Raw genomic sequence first — 18,788 nt, forward strand, 5'->3', positions numbered from 1 at the left:
TGCGCGGGTTGCAGTCACCGACCAGTTCGTGGGGCGTCATGCAGATCAGCGATCTTCCCTATCCGGATCCCGGGGTACCCGACGCCCGTTCCGGCCCCCGTTTCCTCTGGTGGCTGGGGAGGGGCCAACTCGGCGGCCAGGCCCGCAGCCTGGCCTGGGGCCTCGTGCACTTCTGCGGCATCGCCGGGCTCCCGTACACGGTTGGTCTGGGCGTCGAGGCCGTCGTGGACCGCGACGGCGGGGGGCTGCTGCTGGCGGGCGGGCTGCTCCTGGTCCTCGGCGTGGCCGTCTCCGTCGGCGACGCCATGCTCCACCGCACCGCCGTCACCAACTGGATCACCGCGGCCGCGCGGGTGCAGCAGCTCCTCGCCCGCAAGACCGCCGAACTGGGCTCCGCGCTGACCCGCCGGGTCGCGGCCGGAGAAGTGACGGCAGTGTCCACGGGTGACGTGGAGAAGATCGGATGGTTCGTCGAGGCCGTCTCCCGGTTCCTCGCCGCCGCCTTCGCCGTCGTCGCCCTCTGCGCGGGCCTGGTCCTCTACGCACCCGCGATCGGCGTGGTCGTCGCCGCGGGCGTGCCGGTGCTGGCCCTGTCGGTGCTGCCGCTGCTGCCGCGTGCGACCCGGCGCGCGGACCTCCAGCGCGAGAAGGCCGGCAAGGCCACCGAGCTGGCATCCGACACGGTGGCGGGCCTGCGGGTGCTGCGCGGGATCGGCGGTGAGGAGCTCTTCCTCGGCCGTTACCGCGAGGCCTCGCAGGAGGTCCGCGAGGCCGCCGTGCGCAGCGCCCGGATGTGGGCCCTGATCTCCGCGATCCAGGTGCTGCTGCCGGGGGCCCTGCTGATCACCGTGGTCTGGTACGGCGCGCTGCTCGTCCTGGACGGCCGGCTCGCGGTCGGTGAACTCGTCGCCGCCTTCAGCGCGGTGGCCACCATGCTCTACCCGCTCCAGCACTTCCAGGAGATCGCGATGGCGTACTCCTTCTCGCGGCCCTCCGCCGAGCGGGCGGCCCGGGTGCTGTCGCTGACGCGCTCGCAGGACGGGGCGGACGGCCCGGTCACCGGCCGGGCGGCCGCACCGGCGCCGGGCGGGGACCTGTACGACCCGGGGACGGGGCTGCTGGCCCCGGCCGGGCTGTGCACGGCGGTCGTGTGCGGGGACCCCGACCTGGCGGGGCGGCTCGCGGAGCGCCTCGGCGGGCACCCCGTGGACGGCGACGGCGGGACGCCCCCGGTGCTGCTGGGCGGGGTCGCGCTGGACGAGCTCGCGCTGGACACCGCGCGCGAGCTGGTCCTCGTACAGGACAAGGACCCGGTGCTGCTGTCCGGGACGCTGCGCGAGCTGCTCGACGTACCGTCCTCCGGGTCGGTGACGGCGGCGGCCGCGCTGGCCGCGGCGCAGTGCGGTGACGTCCTGGACGCGCTGCTCCAGTCGGCTCCCGACGGCGTGGAGGACCCCATGGACGCGCGGATCACCGAGCGCGGCCGGTCCCTGTCGGGCGGGCAACGCCAGCGGCTGGCGCTGGCCAGGTCCCTGGTCACCGACCCGGAGGTACTGGTACTGGACGAGCCGACCTCGGCGGTGGACTCGCACACCGAGGCGCGGATCGCCGACGGGATCGCGGAACTGCGCGCGGGGCGCACGACGGTGGTGCTGGCCTCGTCACCGCTGCTGCTGGACCGGGCGGACCGGGTCGTCCTGGTCCACGAGGGCCGGGCGGTGGCGGCGGGCGGCCACCGGGAGCTGCTGAGGGACGAACCGCGCTACCGGGCGGTCGTCACCCGGGAGACGGAAGAGGAAGAGCGGTCGGCGGGGCCCGGCGCGGCCCGGCCCGCCAAGGAGCAGGAACTCACAGGGATCGAGGAATCGGCATGATCGGCGTGGCTCCGCCGCACTACGATCCGGCGGCCCCCGAGGCGGCCGCGACCCTGCCCGTGGGCACGTCGGCGACCGTACGGGACTACGTGCGCGGGCTGCTGCGGCGGCACCGGCGGGCCTTCACGGTGCTGGTCGCGGTCAACGCGGCCGCGGTGACCGCCTCGATGGCCGGCCCCTATCTGCTGGGCAGGGTCGTCGACGGGCTCTCCGCGGGGACGCGGGAGCTGCATCTGGGGCGTGTGGCGCTGCTGTTCGCGGTGGCGTTGGCCGCGCAGACCTGCTTCGTGCGGCTGGTGCGGCTGCGTGGAGCGATGCTCGGCGAGGAGATGCTGGCCGATCTGCGCGAGGACTTCCTGGTGCGTTCGGTCGGGCTGCCACCGGGCGTCCTGGAGCGGGCCGGCACCGGCGACCTGCTGTCGCGGATCACCACCGACATCGACCGCCTGGCCAACGCGATGCGCGAGGCCGTGCCGCAGCTGGCGATCGGCGTGGTGTGGGCCGGACTGCTCTACGGCGCCCTCGCGGTCACGGCGCCGCCACTGGCGCTGGCCGCGCTGGTGGCGCTCCCGGTGCTGGTCATCGGGTGCCGCTGGTACTTCCGGCGGGCCCCTTCGGCGTACCGGTCGGAGGCGGCCGGGTACGCGGCGGTCGCGGCGGCGCTGACGGAGACGGTGGACGCGGGACGCACCGTCGAGGCGCACCGTCTCGGCGGGCGCCGGATCGAGCTGTCGGAGCGGCGGATCAAGGAGTGGACGGCCTGGGAGCGGTACACCCTCTTCCTGCGGACGGTCCTGTTCCCCGTCGTGAACGTCACCTATGTGACGATCCTCGGCGCGGTGCTGGTGATCGGCGGCTACTGCGTGATGCGGGGCTGGATGTCGGTGGGCCAGCTGACCACCGGGGCGCTGCTGGCACAGATGATGGTCGACCCGATCGGGCTGATCCTGCGCTGGTACGACGAGCTGCAGATCGCCCAGGTGTCGCTGGCGCGGCTGGTGGGCGTGCGGGAGATCGAGCCGGACGCGGGTGACCGGTCGGTCGTCCCTCAGGGCCGGGACGTGCGGGCCGAGGAGGTCCGCTTCGGGTACCGGGAGGGCGTGGACGTCCTGCACCGGGTGTCGATGTCCGTGCCGCCGGGCACCCGGATGGCGTTGGTGGGGCCGTCGGGTGCGGGCAAGTCCACGCTGGGCCGGCTGCTGGCGGGCATCTACGCGCCCCGGGCGGGTGAGGTCACGCTCGGCGGGGCCCGGCTGTCGCGCATGCCGGCGGAGCGGGTGCGCGAGCACGTGGCGCTGGTCAACCAGGAGCACCACGTGTTCGTCGGCACCCTGCGGGACAACCTGCGCCTGGCCCGGGCGGGTGCCGTGGACGCCGAGCTGTGGGCGGCGCTGGGCGCGGTGGACGCCGACGGCTGGGCGCGGGACCTGGAGTCGGGGCTGGACACCGAGGTCGGTTCCGGCGGGAGCGCGCTGACGCCGGCGCAGGCCCAGCAGGTGGCGCTGGCCCGGCTGGTGCTGGCGGATCCGCACACCCTGGTGCTGGACGAGGCGACCTCGCTGCTGGATCCGCGTGCGGCCCGGCACCTGGAGCGTTCGCTGGCGCGGGTGCTGGACGGCCGTACGGTGATCGCGATCGCGCACCGCCTGCACACCGCGCACGACGCGGACGTCATCGCGGTGGTCGAGGGCGGGCGGATCAGTGAACTCGGCTCGCACGACGAGCTGGTGGCCGCCGACGGGGCGTACGCGGCCCTGTGGCGGTCCTGGCACGGCTGAGCCGCCGCGCCGGGCGGGTCTCCGGGTCTCAGATGAAGCCGAGGGCGGCGGCGCCGCCCATGCCGCCGAGGAGCATGAAGACCGGCATGAGCACCTTGAGCTCGACCCAGCTGCCCGCGCGGAAGCGCATCATCTTCGGCGGGCCCACCGCGTACCAGCGCTTCCCGGCGATGGGCAGGGGCCACAGGACCGGGCAGCCGGAGACGGTCAGCGCGTCGCCGATGTCGTGGACCAGCGCGCCGAGCACGACCGGCAGGCCGAGCCAGAGGTACTCCTGGCCGGGGCCGGTGAACAGCCAGCCCGCGCCGTTGCCCGGCTCGTCGAGCACTCCGGCCAGGATCCAGGCGCTGGTCGCGCCGAGCAGCCAGACGAGGACGTCGCTGGACATCCGGGCCGCCCGCCACAGCAGCCCTTCGACGGCCAGCACCAGGTGTACGAAGAGCAGACCCAGCACGCCCCAGCGGTCGAAGCCGACCGCGACCGCCGAGGACCCGGCGCCTATGAGGACGGCCCAGAGCCAGGTGTGGGTCAGGGTGCGGTGGCCCCCGCTGCGGCGGGCGTCGCGCGGGGTGCGGGTCGCCTTGTAGACGGCGTACGAGATCTTGTCGACCACCTCGCACAGGCCCCGGGACAGCGGTCCGAAGGCGCGTGAGATCGTCGCCGACTTGTGGTCGAGGTCGGGGGCGAGGGCCGCGCCGGCGCAGATGAGGGCGCCCACGACCAGTACGGGCCAGGGCATCGGGTGTCCCGCCGCGGCCACCGCCGCGCCGACCCCCAGCCACGCCGCGGCCCCGGACAGCGAGTGCGCCGGACCCATCATGCTCGTTTCCCGCCCCGGTCCTGTCGTGGTGGGGCCCTGTGGAGGGATTCGGTCGGGCCGCCTCGACGGCACAGCGTACCCGTGGTGATCTTCGTTCCGTCCGCCGGTTCCCTCTTCCGGGGGGAAGCCAGGCAAGATGGGGGGCGTGACCCTCATTGATCAGCTCCCGCCGACCGCCGACCCCGACGCCCTCTTCGAGGCCTTCTCCTCGTGGGCGGAGGACCAGGGCATCACCCTGTACCCGGCACAGGAGGAGGCGCTGATCGAGGTCGTCTCCGGCGCGAACGTGATCCTGTCGACCCCGACCGGCTCCGGCAAGAGCCTCGTCGCGGCCGGAGCGCACTTCACCGCGCTGGCCCAGGACAAGGTCACCTTCTACACCGCGCCCATCAAGGCGCTGGTGTCGGAGAAGTTCTTCGACCTGTGCAAGCTCTTCGGCACCGAGAACGTGGGCATGCTGACCGGTGACGCGTCCGTGAACGCCGACGCCCCGGTGATCTGCTGCACCGCCGAGGTGCTGGCCTCCATCGCGCTGCGCGACGGCAAGTACGCCGACATCGGCCAGGTCGTGATGGACGAGTTCCACTTCTACGCGGAGCCGGACCGCGGCTGGGCCTGGCAGATCCCGCTGCTGGAACTGCCGCAGGCGCAGTTCGTCCTGATGTCGGCGACCCTCGGCGACGTGAAGCGGTTCGAGGACGACCTGACCCGCCGCACCGGCCGCCCGACCTCGGTGGTCCGCTCCGCGACCCGGCCCGTACCGCTCTCCTACGAGTACGTGACCACGCCGATCACCGACACCATCACCGAGCTGCTGGAGACCCGGCAGGCACCCGTCTACATCGTGCACTTCACCCAGGCCCAGGCGGTCGAGCGGGCGCAGTCGCTGATGAGCATCAACATGTGCACCCGCGAGGAGAAGGACAGGATCGCGGAGCTGATCGGCAACTTCCGCTTCACCACGAAGTTCGGCCAGAACCTCTCCCGCTACGTCCGCCACGGCATCGGCGTCCACCACGCGGGCATGCTGCCCAAGTACCGGCGCCTCGTCGAGAAGCTGGCCCAGGCCGGCCTGCTGAAGGTCATCTGCGGTACCGACACCCTGGGCGTCGGCGTCAACGTCCCGATCCGCACCGTGCTGTTCACCGCGCTCACCAAGTACGACGGCAACCGGGTGCGCACGCTGCGCGCGCGGGAGTTCCACCAGATCGCCGGCCGCGCCGGGCGGGCCGGGTTCGACACGGCCGGTTTCGTGGTCGCGCAGGCACCCGAACACGTCATCGAGAACGAGAAGGCCCTCGCGAAGGCCGGCGACGACCCGAAGAAGCGCCGCAAGGTGGTCCGCAAGAAGGCCCCCGAAGGCTTCGTGGCCTGGTCGGACACCACCTTCGAGAAGCTGATCGCCGCCGACCCGGAGCCGCTGACCTCGCGCTTCAAGGTCACCAACATCATGCTGCTCTCGGTGATCGCCCGGCCCGGTGACGCCTTCAAGGCGATGCGCCACCTCCTCGAGGACAACCACGAGCCGCGCAAGGCCCAGCTGCGCCACATCCGCCGGGCCATCGCCATCTACCGCTCGCTGCTGGACGGCGGTGTCGTCGAGAAGCTCGACACCCCGGACGCCGAGGGCCGCACCATCCGGCTCACCGTCGACCTCCAGCAGGACTTCGCGCTGAACCAGCCGCTGTCCACCTTCGCGCTGGCCGCCTTCGAGCTGCTCGACCCGGAATCCCCCTCCTACGCGCTCGACATGGTCTCCGTCGTCGAGTCCACGCTGGACGACCCGCGCCAGATCCTGGCGGCCCAGCAGAACAAGGAGCGCGGCATCGCGGTCGGAGCGATGAAGGCCGACGGGATCGAGTACGAGGAGCGGATGGAGCGCCTCCAGGAGGTGACCTACCCCAAGCCCCTCGAGGAGCTCCTGGTCCACGCCTACGACGTCTACAGCAAGAGCCACCCCTGGGTGCGCGACCACCCGGTCTCCCCGAAGTCGATCATCCGCGACATGTACGAGCGGGCGATGACCTTCACGGAGTTCACCTCCTTCTACGAGCTGGCCCGCACCGAGGGCATCGTGCTGCGCTACCTGGCGAGCGCGTACAAGGCCCTGGACCACACCATCCCGGACGACCTGAAGTCCGAGGACCTCGAGGACCTCATCGCCTGGCTGGGCGAGCTGGTCCGCCAGGTCGACTCCAGCCTCCTCGACGAGTGGGAGCAGCTGGCGAACCCGGAGGTGGAGACGGCCGAGCAGGCGCAGGAGAAGGCCGATCAGGTCAAGCCGGTCACGGCCAACTCGCGCGCGTTCCGCGTGCTGGTCCGCAACGCGATGTTCCGCCGCGTCGAGCTGGCGGCCCTGGACCACCTCGTTCAGCTGGGCGAGCTGGACGCCGAATCCGGCTGGGACGCCGACGCCTGGGGCGAGGCCATGGACGCGTACTGGGACGAGTACGACGACCTGGGCACCGGCCCCGACGCGCGCGGCCCGAAGCTGCTCCAGATCGAGGAGGACGCGGCGCACGGCCTGTGGCGCGTCCGCCAGACCTTCGCCGACCCCAACGGCGACCATGGCTGGGGCATCAGCGCCGAGGTCGACCTCGCCGCTTCCGACGAGGAGGGCCGGGCCGTCATCCGGGTCACCTCGGTCGGCGAGCTCGGCGCGCTCTGACCGGAATCCGCAAGCCACCGCGGGCGGCCCCGCCCGGCCCGCCGGAACCGACAGTGGAGAACCTCTGATGACGAACCCCGCCGAGAGACTGGTCGATCTGCTCGACCTGGAGCAGATCGAGGTCAACATCTTCCGGGGGGTCAGCCCCCAGGAGTCCCTCCAGCGCGTGTTCGGCGGGCAGGTCGCCGGCCAGGCTCTGGTGGCCGCCGGCCGGACCACCGAGAGCGACCGGCCGGTCCACTCGCTGCACGCGTACTTCCTGCGCCCGGGCATCCCCGGGGTTCCGATCGTGTACCAGGTGGAGCGGGTGCGTGACGGGCGCTCCTTCACCACGCGCCGGGTCACCGCCGTCCAGCAGGGCAAGACCATCTTCAACCTGACCGCCTCCTTCCATCACCCGGAGGAGGGCAGCATCGAGCACCAGCTGCCTCCCCGCCTCGACTTCCCTCACCCGGACACGCTCCCGAAGGTCGTGGACGAGATCCGCGAGCACCTGGGCGCGCTGCCCGAGGCGCTGGAGCGGATGGCCCGCCGCCAGCCCTTCGACATCCGGTACGTGGACCGGCTCCGCTGGACCCCCGAGGACCTCAAGGACGCCGACCCGCGCAGCGCGGTGTGGATGCGGGCGGTCGGCCCCCTGGGCGACGACCCGCTCGTGCACACCTGCGCCCTGACCTACGCCAGTGACATGACCCTCCTCGACGCCGTGCGCATCCCCGTCGAGCCGCTGTGGGGCATGCGCGGTTTCGACATGGCCTCCCTGGACCACGCCATGTGGTTCCACCGGCCGTTCCGGGCGGACGAGTGGTTCCTGTACGACCAGGAGTCGCCCATCGCGCACGGCGGTCGTGGCCTGGCCCGCGGCCGCATCTACGACGTACGGGGCAGGCTGCTGGTCTCCGTGGTCCAGGAGGGCCTCTTCCGCCCGTACCCGGCCGAGAAGGCCAGGCCGGCCGTCTCGCCCCAGTAGCGACCGCGGTCCCGACGGCGCCCGGAGCGGCGCCGCTCCTCGTCCCCTTCCCCCGTCCCCTCACCGAAGAGCTGATCGCACCGATGCCCTCCCCGGCCCTCCCCTGCCCCTGCGGGCTGCCCGCCTCCTACGCGGACTGCTGCGGCCGCTTCCACTCCGGCGCCCGGCAGGCGCCGACCGCCGAGCTGCTGATGCGTTCGCGCTTCAGTGCCTTCGCGGTCGGCGACACCGCCTACCTGATGCGCTCCTGGCACCCCTCGACCCGTCCGGACCGGCTCGACCTGGACCCGGGCCAGCGCTGGGAGCGGCTGGAGATCCTGGCCACCGAGCGCGGCGGGATGTTCGAGACGGAGGGGGCGGTGGAGTTCCGCGCCCACTACCGCGAGGGCGGCCACACCGGCTCGCTGCACGAGCACAGCTCCTTCTCCCGCGAAGGCGGAGCCTGGGTCTACGTCGGCCCCCTCTCCCCCGTCGATTTCACCTGACCGCGCGCTCGGGCCAGGGCGAGGTCCAGGGCCTCGCGGTACCACAGGGCCTCCTCCGGTGGCTCGGCCAGCAGCAGTCGCCGGGCCACCGCCGCGGCCGCCGGAACCCGTGGGTGGCCGTAGGGCGGGGGCGGCGCCAGCGCGGCCAGCACGATCCGCTCCGCCGGGTCGGGCACGGCGGCCCGGACCTCGTCGTCCGGGAGCACCGAGGCCAGTACGGCCGCCCGCTCCCACAGGTCGGTGGTCCGTCTCAGCAGCAGCCCCACGTGCCGGTCCCGCCACCTGCGCGGCCGCAGGTCCGCCCCGGCCGCCATCAGCTCCCTGTCCCGCGGCGGCGCGGCCCCGCCGAGCAGGCCCGGCTCCCGGGCGGCGAACGCCCTCAGCTCCGCCGCCAGGTAGAGCCAGACGACGGCCCGGTAGCGGTTGATCCGGTAGCCGACGGGCATGAGGTGCCCGCAGCGCGCGAGCCGGGTGAACCTGCTCGGGCCCACCTCCATCACCCTGGCCGCCGCGTCGGTCCCGGCCAACGTCTCCACCTGGGCGCGGAGTTCCTGCGGGAATCCCGCCGCCGCCCGGACCCGGTCCAGTTCGGCCCGGGTGAAGCGGGCGGCGCCGCTCGCCGCCCGGGGTCCCGCGCGGACCAGCCCCAGCTGGACGGCCCGGGCGAACTCGCCTCGGCTCAGCCCCAGTTCTCCGGCCGCGCGGATTCCGCTGAGCGACGGTTCGGGCCGCGCGTCCACTCGTACGTCCGAACCCGGATCGCGGTCCGGTCCGACCGACGCGCGCTCCAGCGTCTGCACCTTCATCACAGTCCTCCCCCACACATGGCGACCACTCTGTGTGAAGACCGTAACCAAGGGTGACGGTGGCGCGCGAGGCCTGTGGATAACTCAGCCTCCGGTGATCCGCCGCTCCGCGACCCCCAGGTGCTCACCGACCCGGATGACCAGCAGCGTCATCTCGTACGCCACCTGCACGATGTCGGCCTCCGCGGCGCTCAGCGCGCACAGGCAGCTACCGGAACCGGCCGCCACGACGAAGAGGAACCCCTCGTCGTACTCGACCATCGTCTGACGCACCTCACCCGCCCGGAAATGCCGCCCCGAACCCTTCGCCAGGCTCTGCAGACCGGCCGCGACGGCCGCCAGGTGCTCCGCGTCCTCCCGGGCGAGCCCCGCGCTCGCGGCCGTCACCAGCCCGTCGTTCGACAGGACCACCGCGTGCCGGACCTGCTGGACCCTGCGCGTCAGATCGTCCAGCAACCAGTCGAGCTGCTTGTCCAGTGCCATTTCCAGCCCCTCCCCGTTGACCCGGCCGACGTGGCCGCGCCCGCCCCGCTTGGTCGTCCCGCCAGCCTTCCCCACCAGGGGCTTTCCGGCAAGGAGGATGGACGCATGGCACGGAAGATGACTCAAGAGGACTGCCGGGCGTTCGGCGGGCACTCCACGCGCCCGGGAACGCCGTCCACGGGGCCCGAGGACGGAATCCCCCACACCGCTCCCTTCCGGTCGGTTCCCGACGGCGGTTCCCCCTTCTTCGCGACCGGCCGGAAGACCGTCAAGGGGCGGAATCCGGCCCTGCCGTAGGGCGCGGCGTAGGGCGTGCCGTAGGGCGCGGCGTAGGACGTGCCGTCACAGCCCCGTCCGGACGGCGCCGTGTGACGGCGTTCTCCGGTGTGCGTTCCCGGGGGTACCGCGGGTAGCGGGGGCGGGCCCCACCCCCGACCGGCGGGGCAGCCGGATGGCCCGGTGGATCCCGCGTCGGCGACGGTGGGGCGGTACCCGCACATCACCTACGGACAAGGCAAGATCGTGCCCATCGTCACGGCCACCGCCGTCGCCCTGGCCCTCGTCGCCGCGGCCGCGCCGGCCGCCACCGCCCACCAGCCGGCCACCGACGGGATCTGGCGCACCGACGGCTACGGCACCGTGCTGTCCATCGGCAACGGAACCCTCCGGGAGTACCAGATCACCGCCGTCAGCTGCATCGCGGCCGACACCGCTCAGCGGACCGGCCCCGGCGCCTACACCACGCCCGGAGGCACCGTCCTCACCGTGCGTACCCGCGGGGACCGCGACCGCGCTTCCGTACGGCTGGACGGCGACGTCGGCGAACGGCACCTGCGCCGGCTGGCGGCACTGCCCGACGCCTGCGGGCGTCCGGCCCCCGCGGGCCCGCTCGCCTCCTTCGACGTCTTCTGGCAGTCCTTCGAGGAGAACTACCCCTTCTTCGCCGCCAAGGGCATCGACTGGCACGCCGTGCGCGACCGCTACCGGCCCACGGTCCACGCGGGGACGACCCCGGCCGAACTCTTCGCCGTCTTCCGCGAGATGGTCGAGCCGCTCCACGACGCCCACGTCGCCGTCGTGGACGCCGACGGCGACGGCGACGGCGACCCCGACCGGGTCTTCGCGCAGGTCCGCCCGGGCACCGTGCGGCCCGACGGGAAACTCGACGCCAAGGTCAAAGAGTTCGTCGTGGAGCGCGACCTCAAGAACGCCCGGACCCTCCAGGACTTCGCCGCCGGCCGGATCACCTACGCCGACCTCCCCGGCGGGCAGGGATACCTGCGGATCTCCGGCTTCGGCGGCTACGCGGGCGGCGGGGCCTCCTACGCCGACGAGCTGGCCGAGTTCGAGGAGGTGCTGGACACGGTCCTCGACCAGCGGCGCACCCGGCACCTGAAGGGCCTGGTCATCGACCTGCGGATCAACGGCGGCGGCTCCGACGCCATGGGGCTCCGCCTCGCCGGGCGGCTGACCGGCACCCCCTACCTCGCCTACTCCAAGCGGGCCCGCAACGATCCCGCGGACCCCACCCGGCACACGCACCCCCAGCCCCTGTACGTCACGCCCGCCGAGGGCCCCCGCTACACCGGACCGGTCGCCGTGCTGACCGGCGGCTCGACCGTCAGCGCGGGCGAGACCTTCATCCAGGCCCTGATGGAGCGGCCCGGGCGGACCGTGCGGATCGGGCAGCCCACACAGGGCGTCTTCTCGGACGTCATGGTGCGCCGGCTCCCCAACGGCATGTCGGTCTGGCTGCCGAACGAGGAGCTGCTGAGCCGGTCGGGCAGGACCTTCGACGGCGCGGGCATCCCGCCGCACCTCACCGAACCGGCCTTCACCGCGGAGGAGTTCGGCCGGAACAAGGACTCGGCCTTCGACCGGGCCGTGAAGGTCCTGCGGGAATAGGACGTCTCCCTTCACGGTACGCGGCGTAGTACGTCGGGACAGGGCACGGCCGCCGCCGCCCGCGAAAAGTACCCGGCTTCGTAGAGCACGAGTTCCGGCGCGTGGACCCGGCCGGTACCGCAGTTGTCGGTCTCGGCACCGCAGAACGGGCCGCGGACGTTCAGCCACTGCCGGTCCGCCCACTCACCACGGAACGACACGCGCGCGTCACCGAGCAGGGGCAAGGGATCGAAGTAGGTCTCCACAGCGGCAGGGTGCCGGCGTCCGGCACGACCCGAAAGGGAAGGCCTAGGGTCCCACCGAGTCGAGCAGCCGGGCCGTGTGGACCCGGCCGGCGTATTCCACCAGCCTGATCAGCACTTCCTTCCCCGAGTCCCTGTCCCGCGCGTCGCACAGCACCACCGGAGTCCCCTGCTCCAGGTCCAGCGCGCGCGACACCTCGTCCGCGCCGTAACCGCGTGCTCCGCTGAAGCAGTTGACGGCGACCACGAAGGGGATCCGCCGGTGCTCGAAGTAGTCCACCGCCGGGAAGCAGTCCTCCAGCCTCCGGGTGTCGGCGAGGACGACCGCCCCCAGCGCGCCCTGCGCGAGCTCGTCCCACAGGAACCAGAAGCGGTCCTGGCCCGGCGTCCCGAACAGGTAGAGCGACAGGCCCGCCCTGATGGTGATGCGGCCGAAGTCCATGGCCACGGTGGTGGTGGTCTTGTGGTCCACTCCGCCCGTGTCGTCGACGAGTTCGCCCGCCTCGCTCAGCAGTTCCTCCGTGCGCAGCGGCCTGATCTCGCTGACCGCGCCCACGAGCGTGGTCTTGCCGACCCCGAAGCCGCCGGCCACGAGGATCTTCAGGGCCAGCGCGGCGAGTTCCTCCTCGGCGCCGGAACTCCCGGCGTCCGTCGTGCCGTTGTCGTGCAGTCCCATCACAGCGCTCGCAATCCCTCGACGACTTCCCGCAGAATCCGCTCGTCCGGCAGTCGGGCCGGCGGCACCGGCCGGCTGACCCGCACGTGTCCCGCCTCCAGCAGGTCTCCCAGCAGCACGCGCACCACACCCACCGGGAGGTCCGCCTCGGCGGCGAGCTCCGCGACCGACTGGGTATCCGATCGGCAGAGCCCGAGCAGCGTCCGGTGCTCCGGTCCGAGCAGGTTCCCGTCCTGCGCGCCGGCCGCCTCCCGATCCACCACGACCAGGGCGATCAGGTCGAAGCGCACTCCGTGGGGGCCCGGTTTCGTACGCCCTCCGGTCATGGCGTACGGGCGGACGAGCGGGCCCGCCTCGGCGTCGTACCACCGGCCTTCCACGTGCCCGTCCGCCGCCCTCACCCGGCGGCCGGGGGGCGGGCCGCGAACCGGGCCGGCGTGTCCAGGTGTTCACCGACCCGCTTGACCAGCCGGGCCATCTCGTACGCGATCAGGCCGATGTCGGCACTGGCGGCGCTGAGGACGGCCAGACAGGAACCGTCCCCGGCGGCGGCGACGAAGAGGAACCCGTCGTCCATCTCGACCATCGTCTGGCGCACGCCCCCGGCGTGAAAGTGGCGGCCCGCGCCCTTGGAGAGGCTGTGGAAGCCGGACGCGACCGCCGCCAGGTGCTCCGCGTCCTCCCGGCTCAGGGCCGTGGAGGAGCCCACCGCCAGCCCGTCGTTGGACAGCACCACCGCGTGCCGGACTTCCCGGACCCGCCGGACGAGGTCGTCCAGCAGCCAGTCCAGTTCACCGGATCCCCGGATCCCGCCGAGCGCGGTCCTGCGGTGTTCGGTCATCGCACTTCTCCTTCGCTGCCTGCGTGGGGGGAGTCGTCCTGGGAGCCGCGCGCCCACCCCGCCCGGTAGGCGGCCATCCGGTCCCGCGCCTGCTCCGGGCTGCGCTCCGGGGGCTGCGCGGGGGCCCGTGAACCGGTCGGGGCCCGGTCGGCGGCCGGGGCCTCCCGCAGCTGCGGGACCAGGCTGGCCTGGCGTACCCGGCGCGGCAGTCCGGTCACCGGGGAGGCGGGGAGGGCCGGCTCCGGCACGACGGCCGGTGCGGGGGCCGGCACGGCCGTCGGCACGGGTGCCGGTGCCGGTGCCGGTGCGGTACGGATGGCCGCGCCGCCGGGCCCGTGCGGCCGCAGCGGCGCGACCGGGGCGGGGACCGCGTTCCGCCGTGGCCCGTCGCCGGGCCCGAAGGCGGCCCCGGGCACGGGCTCCCGTTCGGCGGCGGGCGGGGCACCGACCGCCTCCTGGAGCAGGGAGTCGGGCAGCAGCACGACGGCGGTGGTGCCGCCGTAGGGCGAAGGCCTCAGGTGCACCTGGATCCCGTGGCGCGCCGAGAGCCGGCTGACCACGAACAGGCCGAGGCGGTCGCTGTCGAACAGGTCGAGGTCCTCGCAGTGCTCGATCCGGCGGTTGGCCTCCGCGAGTGCCTCGCGGCCCATGCCGAGTCCGCGGTCCTCGACCTCCAGGACGTAACCGGCGCCGACGGGTTCCCCGCTGACCCGGACCCTGGTGTGCGGTGGCGAGAACTGGGCGGCGTTCTCGATCAGTTCGGCGAGCAGATGGGTGAGGTCGGCGACGGACGCGCCGGCGACGGCGGCCTCCGCCAGCCGGTGGACCTCCACACGCGGGTAGTCCTCGATCTCGGAGACGGCGGCGCGCACGACGTCGGTCAGCGGCACCGGCATCCGCCACGCCCGCCCCGGGGCGGCGCCCGAGAGGATGATCAGGCTTTCCGCGTGGCGGCGCATCCGGGTGGTGAGGTGGTCGAGCCGGAAGAGGTCGCCGAGTTCGCCCGGGTCGTCGGCGCGGCGTTCCATCGAGTCGAGGAGGTCGAGCTGTTTGTGGACCAGGACCTGGCTGCGGCGGGCGAGGTTGACGAAGACGCCGCTCACCCCGCCGGCGAGTTCGGCGCGCTCGACGGCGGCGTTGAGGGCGGCCCGGTGGACGGTGGACAGGGCCTCACCGACCTGGGTGATCTCGTCCTCGGCGGGAGGCCCGGGCGGGGCCTCCTCCTCGACGTCGATGTCGGCGACACGTCCGGCCCGGAGCCGTTCCATGGCCTGCGGGAGCTTCCGGTGGGCGATCTCCAGGGCGGTGTTCCGCAGGGACACCAGCTCCACCACCAGGGCACGGCCGATGCGGACGGAGATCACCAGCGAGGCGGCGACCGCCACCAGCCCCAGCAGGACGGCGGCACCGGCCGGGCCGAGAGCCCCTTCGGTGAGCGGATCGGCGCGCTCGGCGGCCCGGGCGTGCGCGGCCTGCCGGACCTCCCGCATGGACCCGCTCACCGCGGCGTGGGCGGTGTCCCAGCCGGCGGGGACCCCCCGCGTCTCACGGGGCGGTGAAGCCGCGGACGCCGTCCCGGCGGGGACGGGGGTGACGGCCAGCGCCCTGTCCTCGGCGGCGGTGAGCTCGGCGTAGGCCGCGCCCTGGGAGACGGCGTCCCAGACGGACCGCTGCTCCGCGGGCAGGTCCCGCGCCGCGGCGGCGGAGAGGGTGCGGCGGGTCTCCACGGCGCCGGCCAGGCGGCGCAGCGCTTCGGGGGTACGGGGGCCGGGCAGCGCCAGCAGCGCGTCCTCCCGGGACAGCAGCTCGCCGGCCCGGGCGAACTCGAGCAGGACCCGGGCGCCGGCGCCGAGTGCGGAGTCGGGGCCACCGGAGAGGGCGCCCTCGGCGGCGAGGGCTGCGTCGGTGACCCGGGTGTAGGTCTCGTAGGCGCCCTCCGGGGTGGCACGGCGGGCGGTGATGTCCTTCCGGGCATGGCCGAGCGCCTCCGCGGCGGCGACGAAGGCGCCGAGCCGCACGACCGTGTCGGCGCGGTGGCCGCCGGAGTCGGCGACGGTGTGGCGGTCGCCGAGCCGCAGCCGGTGTACGGCTTCGTCGGTGCGGCGGGCCTGCTGCCCGAGGGCGGCCTCCTCGCCGGAGGCGGGATCGGCCAGGAAGCGGACGGCGGCGCGGCGTTCGGCCTGGATCTCGGCGAGGGCGGCGTCGAGGGGCGCGCGGATGGCGGCGTCGGTCTCGCGGACGCGGCCGAGCCGGGCCATGTCCTGGGCGGTGCCGACGGTGGCGAAACCCCAGAGGGCGAGCAGGGAGACGACCGGGACCATCAGCAGCGAGACGATCTTCGCCCGGACGGTGGCGGGCCGCAGCCGGATCCACGGCCCGCCCCGGGCCCGGGCGCCTCCGGCCGGGGCGGGGCGCCGCGGCTCGGACTCCGGCGGCTCCGTCGCGGGGGGACCGGCGTGTGCGCGGCGGCCGCGCGAGGCGGGCGCGGGGAGCCGCGGCGGCGCCGGCTCCGGTCTTGTGCGGGGTGTGCGCATGGCTCCTCGTTCCGGGGCGGTACGGATCCACGGGGGTGGCGGGGTGTCAGAGGGAGGGGACGGTGCCCTCCCCCAGACGCCGGCCGGCGGGCACGGACCCGGAACGCGCCCCCGGGCCTGAGCCGGGACCGGATCCGGGAGCCGCGGCAGCCGGAGCCGGTGCCCCCGGTGAGGACGCCCGTGCCGACGCCGTCCGCTCGTCGGCCGTCGGGGAGAGCGCCACGAAAGCGGCGGTGATGAAGAGGTAGGAGCCGAGCCCGACCGCGAGCGGGAAGATGAACTGCATGGCGCTCGCGCCGGGGAGGCCCGCGTCCGAGGGCGTGACGTGGACGGTGACGGCCGTCATCCCCGTGTAGTGCATGCTGCTGACGGCGGCGCCCATGACGAGGGAAGCGACGGCGACGGCCAGCGGGGACCTGATGTGGAGGGCGGCCCAGAGCGCGGCGGTCGCGGCGATGACGGCGATGACGACCGAAAGCCCGACCGTGAGCGGGTCGTACTCGGTCCGGCCGTGCAGGCGCAGGGCGGCCATGCCGAGGTAGTGCATGCTCGCGACCCCGAGTCCCGTGGTGAGGCCCCCGAGGACGAGGGAGCGACGGCGGTCCCTGCCGTAGCCGACGGCGAACACCCCGGCGCCGACGACGGCCATGGCGACGAGCAGGCTGAGGAGGGTCATCGGCACGTCGTAGTGGATCTCGGTGCCGGTGACGTGGAAGCCGAGCATGGCGATGAAGTGCATCGTCCAGATGCCGGTGCCGATGGCGGAGGCGGCGGTCAGGAGCCAGTTGCGGCGGGAGGTGCCGGTCGCGGCGAGTGCGCGGACGGTGCAGCGCAGGCCCAGGGCTGCGCCGATCGACGCCATCACATATGACAGTGCGGGTGTCAGCCAGCCATAGGCGGCGTGGTCCAGGTGTCCCATGGCCACGGGACGCTAGTCCGGGTGAGGGCGCGAACAAGGGAAGCATTTCGAAAGCAGCTGTAACTGCTGGAATATGACAGAGAGACGTTCGTCTGCGATCACACCGCGTGCCACCTTGCGCACGGCCCACCGGAAGCTGGGCCGGTGCGGGATCATGGGGGCATGAGCCGTATCAGCCGTACGAACGAAGACCACGCAGCCGTGCAGGAGTTCTTCGGGGCGCGCGCAGCCGCCTGGGACAGCAAGTTCCCGGAGGACGGGCCCGCCTTCGCGACCGCCGTGGCGGAGTTCGGCGCGGGGCCCGGGGACCGGGTGCTCGACGCGGGCTGCGGGACCGGCCGGGCACTGGTCCCGCTCCGGGCCGCCGTCGGGCCGTCGGGAACCGTCATCGGCGTGGACCTGACCGAGGAGATGCTGACCGAGGCGCGGCGGGCCGGGCGCGACCGCGCGGGGGCGCTGCTGCGCGCCGACGTCACCCGGCTGCCGCTGCGCGACGGGGCACTGGACGCGGTCTTCGCCTCCGGGCTAATCGCCCACCTGCCCGATCCCGCCGCGAACCTGCTCGAGCTCGCCCGCGTCGTCCGCCCGGGCGGCCGGCTCGCGCTCTTTCACCCGATCGGGCGAGCCGCGCTCGCCGCGCGCCACGGCCGCCCGCTGACCCCGGACGATCTGCGGGCCGAGCACAACCTGGGCCCGCTGCTGTCCGGTTCCGGCTGGCGGATGACCTCCTACGCCGACGAGGACGCCCGCTTCCTGGCCCTGGCCGAGCGCATCCCGCAGTAGGCACGACGCCCGCAAGGACCTTCCGTACGCCGGCCCGCGCGCCCGCACCCGCCCGGTCCCGGGGGCTACGCAGGGGGCTGGGCCTCGGCTCCGGCCGGACGGCGCGGGTGCGGCACGGGGCAGCCGCCCGCGCCGGGCACGGGGAAGGTGCCGAGCTCGCCGACGTCGTAGCCGTCGGGGTACCCCTTGATCTCCGGGTTCTGCCGGGCGTGGTGCGGGGCCGTGCGCGGGGGCAGCAGCCGTACCGCGCGGCCCCGCAGCCGGAGGGCGCCCCGGACCAGCCGCCGGACGGCGGGGCGCGGGGTCTCGTACCGGAAGGCGCTCAGCAGCGGCTCGTCGAGCAGCGCGAGGCTCGCGCCGCGCACCGCGGGGGCGAGGGGCGCCGGATACCAGGAGGCCATCAGGTCGAGGGTGGAGTCGGCGACCTTGCGGCCGCCCTCGTCCCAGCCCAAGTGGGCCTCCTCGTAGGCGTTCAGGGTGGCCTCGAACTCCTCGTAGGAACCGGGGATGTCCGTGATGCCGAGCCGTCGGCCGAGTGCGGTGTAGTAGTTGGCGCAGGCCCGGCGCTCGTGGTGGGTCAGCGGGCGCCAGCCGTAGACGTCGAGCCAGCGTGCGGGAATCACCACGAACGTGCACAGGACGTAGCGCATGTCGTCGTTGGAGATGTCGTAGCTGCGGTGCATCTGGTTGACGCGGCGGATCGCGGTGCGCGCCGTGTCGCTCTCGAAACCGTGCTCCACGACGGCGTCGAGGAGCAGCGTGGTGTCGTCGTACCGCTTCTGCGCGCGGTCCGTGAACTCGGCGGTCTCGGCGAGGAGGGCGCCGATGGAGGGGACGGCGTAGGTCCGGAAGAGGGCGAGCTCGAGGGCGCGGGTGAAGTCCCAGGGGAACTCGTAGGTGGCGGTGAGCCGGTAGATGGCCAGGAAGTCCTTGTCCGGGTCGAGCCGGAGGATCTCCCTGAGCCGGTCGTAACGCTGCACCGGTCTCCCTTTCTGTGGCGGGGC

17 protein-coding genes are annotated in these 18,788 nt (G+C 73.6%); 7 read left to right on the plus strand and 10 right to left on the minus strand.

Annotation, left to right across the window (positions count from 1 at the left end; translation table 11 throughout):
* Nucleotides 1-38: 38 nt before the first annotated feature.
* Complete coding sequence (locus ACZ514_RS21015; RefSeq protein ID WP_468166214.1) at nucleotides 39-1,874, plus strand: ABC transporter transmembrane domain-containing protein; 1,836 nt, start codon at nucleotides 39-41, stop codon at nucleotides 1,872-1,874.
* On the plus strand, nucleotides 1,871-3,652 hold the full coding sequence (locus ACZ514_RS21020; RefSeq protein WP_468700267.1) for an ABC transporter ATP-binding protein: 1,782 nt from the start codon (nucleotides 1,871-1,873) through the stop codon (nucleotides 3,650-3,652). Before ACZ514_RS21015 ends, ACZ514_RS21020 begins: the two co-directional genes overlap by 4 nt.
* Nucleotides 3,653-3,680: 28 nt before the next feature.
* On the opposite strand, the gene ACZ514_RS21025 is transcribed toward ACZ514_RS21020, so the two are convergent.
* Nucleotides 3,681-4,472, minus strand: coding sequence for a metal-dependent hydrolase (locus tag ACZ514_RS21025; protein ID WP_468165721.1), 792 nt, complete (start codon nucleotides 4,470-4,472; stop codon nucleotides 3,681-3,683).
* A gap of 145 nt (nucleotides 4,473-4,617) precedes the next feature.
* On the opposite strand from ACZ514_RS21025, the gene ACZ514_RS21030 reads away from it, so the two are divergent.
* The 3 genes from ACZ514_RS21030 to ACZ514_RS21040 all read left to right on the plus strand — a co-directional run bounded on the left by ACZ514_RS21030 (nucleotide 4,618) and on the right by ACZ514_RS21040 (nucleotide 8,595).
* A complete protein-coding gene (locus ACZ514_RS21030; protein WP_468165719.1) occupies nucleotides 4,618-7,140 on the plus strand; it encodes a DEAD/DEAH box helicase in 2,523 nt (840 codons plus the stop codon).
* Nucleotides 7,141-7,207: 67 nt separating this feature from the next.
* Nucleotides 7,208-8,110, plus strand: a complete 903-nt coding sequence (locus ACZ514_RS21035) for an acyl-CoA thioesterase (protein ID WP_388936923.1) — start codon at nucleotides 7,208-7,210, stop codon at nucleotides 8,108-8,110.
* Nucleotides 8,111-8,193: 83 nt separating this feature from the next.
* Nucleotides 8,194-8,595, plus strand: a complete 402-nt coding sequence (locus ACZ514_RS21040) for a YchJ family protein (RefSeq protein ID WP_468165717.1) — start codon at nucleotides 8,194-8,196, stop codon at nucleotides 8,593-8,595.
* On the opposite strand, the gene ACZ514_RS21045 is transcribed toward ACZ514_RS21040, so the two are convergent.
* Nucleotides 8,559-9,401, minus strand: coding sequence for a DUF6397 family protein (locus tag ACZ514_RS21045; protein ID WP_469125364.1), 843 nt, complete (start codon nucleotides 9,399-9,401; stop codon nucleotides 8,559-8,561). The two genes, ACZ514_RS21040 and ACZ514_RS21045, sit on opposite strands and share 37 nt — an antisense overlap.
* 84 nt (nucleotides 9,402-9,485) lie before the next feature.
* Nucleotides 9,486-9,884 carry a roadblock/LC7 domain-containing protein gene (locus tag ACZ514_RS21050; protein WP_468165713.1) on the minus strand — a complete coding sequence of 133 codons (399 nt, stop codon included), beginning with the start codon at nucleotides 9,882-9,884 and terminating at the stop codon, nucleotides 9,486-9,488.
* Nucleotides 9,885-10,406: 522 nt separating this feature from the next.
* On the opposite strand from ACZ514_RS21050, the gene ACZ514_RS21055 reads away from it, so the two are divergent.
* Nucleotides 10,407-11,789: a S41 family peptidase gene (locus ACZ514_RS21055; protein WP_469125365.1), complete on the plus strand. Its 1,383-nt coding sequence runs from the start codon at nucleotides 10,407-10,409 to the stop codon at nucleotides 11,787-11,789.
* An 11-nt stretch (nucleotides 11,790-11,800) separates the two neighbouring features.
* On the opposite strand, the gene ACZ514_RS21060 is transcribed toward ACZ514_RS21055, so the two are convergent.
* Genes ACZ514_RS21060 through ACZ514_RS21085 form a run of 6 tightly spaced genes read right to left on the minus strand, consistent with a single transcriptional unit; the run spans nucleotide 11,801 to nucleotide 17,001 of the window.
* Nucleotides 11,801-12,034 carry a hypothetical protein gene (locus tag ACZ514_RS21060; RefSeq protein ID WP_469125366.1) on the minus strand — a complete coding sequence of 78 codons (234 nt, stop codon included), beginning with the start codon at nucleotides 12,032-12,034 and terminating at the stop codon, nucleotides 11,801-11,803.
* A gap of 43 nt (nucleotides 12,035-12,077) precedes the next feature.
* Nucleotides 12,078-12,707, minus strand: a complete 630-nt coding sequence (locus ACZ514_RS21065; protein ID WP_468165707.1) for a GTP-binding protein — start codon at nucleotides 12,705-12,707, stop codon at nucleotides 12,078-12,080.
* Nucleotides 12,707-13,087: a DUF742 domain-containing protein gene (locus ACZ514_RS21070; RefSeq protein ID WP_468165705.1), complete on the minus strand. Its 381-nt coding sequence runs from the start codon at nucleotides 13,085-13,087 to the stop codon at nucleotides 12,707-12,709. Before ACZ514_RS21070 ends, ACZ514_RS21065 begins: the two co-directional genes overlap by 1 nt.
* Nucleotides 13,088-13,104: 17 nt before the next feature.
* Nucleotides 13,105-13,548: a roadblock/LC7 domain-containing protein gene (locus ACZ514_RS21075; protein WP_469125367.1), complete on the minus strand. Its 444-nt coding sequence runs from the start codon at nucleotides 13,546-13,548 to the stop codon at nucleotides 13,105-13,107.
* Nucleotides 13,545-16,082, minus strand: a complete 2,538-nt coding sequence (locus ACZ514_RS21080) for a sensor histidine kinase (RefSeq protein ID WP_469125368.1) — start codon at nucleotides 16,080-16,082, stop codon at nucleotides 13,545-13,547. The genes ACZ514_RS21075 and ACZ514_RS21080 overlap by 4 nt, the downstream gene beginning before the upstream one ends.
* A gap of 46 nt (nucleotides 16,083-16,128) precedes the next feature.
* A complete protein-coding gene (locus ACZ514_RS21085; RefSeq protein WP_468700250.1) occupies nucleotides 16,129-17,001 on the minus strand; it encodes an MHYT domain-containing protein in 873 nt (290 codons plus the stop codon).
* A 162-nt stretch (nucleotides 17,002-17,163) separates the two neighbouring features.
* On the opposite strand from ACZ514_RS21085, the gene ACZ514_RS21090 reads away from it, so the two are divergent.
* Nucleotides 17,164-17,784, plus strand: coding sequence for a class I SAM-dependent methyltransferase (locus tag ACZ514_RS21090; protein ID WP_469125369.1), 621 nt, complete (start codon nucleotides 17,164-17,166; stop codon nucleotides 17,782-17,784).
* A gap of 65 nt (nucleotides 17,785-17,849) precedes the next feature.
* Here ACZ514_RS21090 and ACZ514_RS21095 read toward each other — a convergent pair whose 3' ends face one another.
* On the minus strand, nucleotides 17,850-18,764 hold the full coding sequence (locus tag ACZ514_RS21095; protein ID WP_469125370.1) for an oxygenase MpaB family protein: 915 nt from the start codon (nucleotides 18,762-18,764) through the stop codon (nucleotides 17,850-17,852).
* Between the last annotated feature and the right edge of the window lie 24 nt (nucleotides 18,765-18,788).

It is taken from the genome of Streptomyces sp. NPDC034086, assembly GCF_055575515.1.

Bases quoted from the DNA above. Each gene is read 5' to 3' on its own strand.
- ACZ514_RS21015 (WP_468166214.1), top strand. From the start codon at position 39: ATGCAGATCAGCGATCTTCCCTATCCGGATCCCGGGGTACCCGACGCC.
- ACZ514_RS21020 (WP_468700267.1), top strand. From the start codon at position 1,871: ATGATCGGCGTGGCTCCGCCGCACTACGATCCGGCGGCCCCCGAGGCG.
- ACZ514_RS21025 (WP_468165721.1), bottom strand. From the start codon at position 4,472: ATGATGGGTCCGGCGCACTCGCTGTCCGGGGCCGCGGCGTGGCTGGGG.
- ACZ514_RS21035 (WP_388936923.1), top strand. From the start codon at position 7,208: ATGACGAACCCCGCCGAGAGACTGGTCGATCTGCTCGACCTGGAGCAG.
- ACZ514_RS21040 (WP_468165717.1), top strand. From the start codon at position 8,194: ATGCCCTCCCCGGCCCTCCCCTGCCCCTGCGGGCTGCCCGCCTCCTAC.
- ACZ514_RS21045 (WP_469125364.1), bottom strand. From the start codon at position 9,401: ATGAAGGTGCAGACGCTGGAGCGCGCGTCGGTCGGACCGGACCGCGAT.
- ACZ514_RS21050 (WP_468165713.1), bottom strand. From the start codon at position 9,884: ATGGCACTGGACAAGCAGCTCGACTGGTTGCTGGACGATCTGACGCGC.
- ACZ514_RS21065 (WP_468165707.1), bottom strand. From the start codon at position 12,707: ATGGGACTGCACGACAACGGCACGACGGACGCCGGGAGTTCCGGCGCC.
- ACZ514_RS21075 (WP_469125367.1), bottom strand. From the start codon at position 13,548: ATGACCGAACACCGCAGGACCGCGCTCGGCGGGATCCGGGGATCCGGT.
- ACZ514_RS21080 (WP_469125368.1), bottom strand. From the start codon at position 16,082: ATGCGCACACCCCGCACAAGACCGGAGCCGGCGCCGCCGCGGCTCCCC.
- ACZ514_RS21085 (WP_468700250.1), bottom strand. From the start codon at position 17,001: ATGGGACACCTGGACCACGCCGCCTATGGCTGGCTGACACCCGCACTG.
- ACZ514_RS21090 (WP_469125369.1), top strand. From the start codon at position 17,164: ATGAGCCGTATCAGCCGTACGAACGAAGACCACGCAGCCGTGCAGGAG.